Genomic DNA, 3,513 nt, shown 5'->3' with positions numbered 1-3,513 from the left:
GGAGTAGTTGCTGATATTAACGACTAATTAACAAACTTACTGTAAATATACAAATTGAGGAGGAACTATTTTGGATAATAAATTAAAAAGAATCTATCTTCAATCTTATGATAACAAATTATTAGATCAAACAACTTTAAAAATAGCTGAAGTTGTAAAGAAAAATGGTGCTAAAATTGCGGGACCAATGCCTTTACCAACTAAAACTAAAAAATATACAGTTTTAAGATCAGTACATGTTAACAAGGATTCAAGAGAACAATTTGAAATGAGAATACATAGAAGATTCATTGAGATCAAAGAATCTAATAATGATATCTTAACTGCATTAAGCTCATTAAGTTTACCTGCAGGTGTTTCTATAGAAATTAAGCAATAGTGCTTTGATACAAGTTGGTAGATGAAAGAAGCTATCCAACCAATATATTAAGGAGGAAGAAATGATATTAGGAAAGAAAATCGGAATGACACAAATTTTTGAAAACGAAAAATTAATTCCAGTAACAGTTATTGAAGCTGGTCCAAACTTCGTTGTTCAAACAAAAACAGTAGATAAAGAAGGATATACTTCAGTAACATTAGCTTACGATGAAAAAAGAGAAAAATTAGTTAATAAACCAGAAATGGGAGTTTTCAAAAAAGCCGGAATCACTGCTAAAAAATTCTTAAAAGAATTCAGAGTAGAATCTGTTGAAGGATTTGAATTAGGACAAGAATTTAAAGTAGACGTATTAGAAGGAATTGAATTTGTTGATATTCAAGGAATCTCAAAAGGTAAAGGGACTGCAGGTGTTATGAAGAGACATAACTTCGGTGGAAACAGAGCTACTCACGGGGTTTCAAGAAACCACAGACTTGGAGGGTCAAATGCAGGGGGAGCTGCTTCAAACTCTAACGTACCTAAAGGTAAAAGAATGGCTGGAAGATTAGGTAACGAAAATGTTACTGTTCAAAATCTTAAAGTTGTTAAGTTTGATGTAGAAAACAACTTATTAGTTGTTAAAGGTGCAGTACCAGGACCAAAAAATGGTTATTTAGTTATCAAAAAATCAGTTAAGAAATACTAATATAGAGAGAGGAGGCAAAAATGTCAGATTTAAATTTAAAAGTATATAGTTTAAATGGTGAAGAAAAAGGTAGTGTTGCGGTTAATGCAGATATCTTTGGAATCGAACCTAATAAATATGTAATGCATGAAGTTTTAACAGCAGAACTTGCTGCGTCAAGAGCTGGTACAGCTTCAACAAAGAGTAGAGGAGAAGTATCTGGAGGGGGAAGAAAACCTTTCAGACAAAAAGGAACAGGACGTGCTAGACAAGGATCAACAAGAGCACCTCACATGGTAGGTGGAGGAGTTGTTCACGGTCCAAAACCTAGAAGCTATGAGAAAAAAGTTAATAAAAAAGTTAGAAAATTAGCTTTAAGATCAGCATTAGCTGCTAGAATTCAAAATGGAGATGTAGTTGTATTAGAAGATTACATGTTAGAAACTCCAAAAACAAGAACATTTGTTACATTTACAGAAAAAGTTAACATAGTAGAAGATAAAAAATTATTCATCGTAGATGATTACTTAAATGATGCTGATTGGAACTTATACTTATCAGTTAGAAATATTGAAAAAACTGAAATATTAGATCCTAGAGAGTTATCAGTTTATGCTTTATTAAAATACAATAAAGTAGTTATTACTAAAGAAGCTCTTGCTGCTATCGAGGAGGTGCTTGGATAATGACTATATTTGATGTAATCAAAAAGCCAGTTTTAAACACTGAAAAAGCTAGAATCTTATTAAACTCTAATGAATATGTATTTATTTGTGATAGACGTGCAAATAAATTACAAATCAAAGAAGCTGTTGAAAAATTATTCAATGTTAAAGTAGTTAGTGTTAATACTTTAAACATGAAACCAACTACAGCTAGAGCAAGAATGACAGTTTATAAGACACCTGCATACAAAAAGGCAGTTGTTAAATTAGCTGAAGGTGAATCTATAAAAGCGTACGAAATATAATTAATGATAGAACGATAAGGGAAAGAATGCATATGCATTCTTTTTCTGTATAGAAAGGATTAAAATTAAATGTTTAAAAAATTAAATTTTGATATTTTAAAAAAGCATATAACTACAATTTTTTATATGTTTAATATGCTTTATTTTATATTGTTCTGGTTTGATAGTTCTTCATTTAATAAACATATTTTAATTTTTATGATGGGATTAACTTTTCCTCTTGTTTGTAATAGAAAATTTAACAATTCTTGGTGGAAAGTTCTTATTGCATCAACAATAGCTGCAGTAGCTTCAAATTATTTACTAAAAAAAGATATGTTTAATGTTATATATTATAAAAAATTTGTTATTTTATTTTCTCTTATACTATTAATATATTTAATTCAAGAATTAAAAGAAAATAGGATAAATATTACAAGATTTATATCCAAAACATTAGTATATATAGGATACGCAATATTAAGTAGTATACTTGCCTTATTATTTATATTTACTATAAATATAATTATAAACTTTCAATATTATATAGATAGGTTAGCTATATCTATTATACTTATTATATTTACAATATTTTTTATTCTTTATCAAGAAGATGAAGGAAAATATGAAAATGTATTTATAAATAGGATTTTATCTGTTTTTGTTATAGCTATGATGACTATACCTTATTTAAGTTTAATAATTAATGGGCTTAATGCAATTTCATATATAGTTCATACAACTTTATGGATAGGGTATGCAGTTTTAATATTCAATATCCGGATTAATAAAAAATTTATACCTTTGATAATGCTACCTGTTAATGGTTATTTAATATATATAATATTAGAACAGATGAATAATTATGGAATAACAGAAAATAGATACTTTGTACTAGTTATGGGAATTCTTCTATTTATCCTATATTTAGCTCAGGTTATTAAAAGTATAGAAGAGTATGTGTACATTTCAGTTATTACATTATTTTTAACCTTAATATTTTTTATGCCTAGGATAAATGCTTTTGCTATAACGCGTAATAGTTTAACTTATAGAGCTAGAATTTTAGTAGAAAAATCTGATAAATTGACTGAATATGAATATCAAGATTTATATAGCTATCAATTTTATTTTAATGATAGAAATTATGATACAGAATTTATACAAAAAAAATTAGATGAAGAGAAAATTTTTGAAGGAGTTAAGGAGTTTATAGATAATATTGAATATTATTCTAAAGGTATATTAACTTTTGATATATCAAAGTATACTTCTATGAAATTATATGAATTGTATGAAGACGATACTGATATTATAATTGATAATCAAAAAATAAATATATTTGAATTATTCTTAGAACATAAAGAAGAAGTTCAAAAAGGAGTTTTAGAATATAAAGGTTATACTTTTTTAATTAAGAATGCTGTTATTGAAATGTCTGAAAATAAAAAGTATTTTGGAAACGTTGAATTTATACTTTTAGGTAAAGAAAAATAGCAAAAGGTAACATGTAATTTG

The 3,513-nt window shown here is 26.9% G+C and carries 5 protein-coding genes; all 5 read left to right on the top strand.

Annotated elements, in window-relative coordinates; translation table 11 throughout:
* Positions 1–67 precede the first annotated feature (67 nt).
* The 5 genes from rpsJ to AYC59_RS05235 all read left to right on the top strand — a co-directional run bounded on the left by rpsJ (position 68) and on the right by AYC59_RS05235 (position 3,492).
* Positions 68–379, top strand: a complete 312-nt coding sequence (rpsJ, locus tag AYC59_RS05255) for a 30S ribosomal protein S10 (protein WP_156445489.1) — start codon at positions 68–70, stop codon at positions 377–379.
* A gap of 61 nt (positions 380–440) precedes the next feature.
* Positions 441–1,067, top strand: coding sequence for a 50S ribosomal protein L3 (rplC, locus tag AYC59_RS05250; protein WP_066895945.1), 627 nt, complete (start codon positions 441–443; stop codon positions 1,065–1,067).
* Between the two features lie 20 nt (positions 1,068–1,087).
* Positions 1,088–1,732 (top strand): 50S ribosomal protein L4, encoded by a 645-nt coding sequence (gene rplD, locus AYC59_RS05245; protein ID WP_066895943.1) that lies wholly within the window; start codon positions 1,088–1,090, stop codon positions 1,730–1,732.
* Positions 1,732–2,016, top strand: a complete 285-nt coding sequence (gene rplW, locus AYC59_RS05240) for a 50S ribosomal protein L23 (protein ID WP_066895941.1) — start codon at positions 1,732–1,734, stop codon at positions 2,014–2,016. Before rplD ends, rplW begins: the two co-directional genes overlap by 1 nt.
* A 69-nt stretch (positions 2,017–2,085) precedes the next feature.
* The gene (locus AYC59_RS05235) at positions 2,086–3,492 is read left to right on the top strand and encodes a DUF4153 domain-containing protein (RefSeq protein ID WP_066895938.1); all 1,407 of its coding nucleotides are present in this window, start codon (positions 2,086–2,088) and stop codon (positions 3,490–3,492) included.
* Positions 3,493–3,513 lie beyond the last annotated feature (21 nt).

The organism is Pseudostreptobacillus hongkongensis, assembly GCF_001559795.1.
Lineage (GTDB): Bacteria > Fusobacteriota > Fusobacteriia > Fusobacteriales > Leptotrichiaceae > Pseudostreptobacillus > Pseudostreptobacillus hongkongensis.
The sequence above is the reverse complement of the archived record's forward strand: the minus strand, read 5'-3'. Positions and strand labels throughout refer to the sequence as shown.

What these genes read in the sequence shown, in the direction of transcription:
- rplC (WP_066895945.1), top strand. Translation starts at nt 441, where the DNA reads ATGATATTAGGAAAGAAAATCGGAATGACACAAATTTTTGAAAACGAA.
- rplD (WP_066895943.1), top strand. Translation starts at nt 1,088, where the DNA reads ATGTCAGATTTAAATTTAAAAGTATATAGTTTAAATGGTGAAGAAAAA.
- rplW (WP_066895941.1), top strand. Translation starts at nt 1,732, where the DNA reads ATGACTATATTTGATGTAATCAAAAAGCCAGTTTTAAACACTGAAAAA.
- AYC59_RS05235 (WP_066895938.1), top strand. Translation starts at nt 2,086, where the DNA reads ATGTTTAAAAAATTAAATTTTGATATTTTAAAAAAGCATATAACTACA.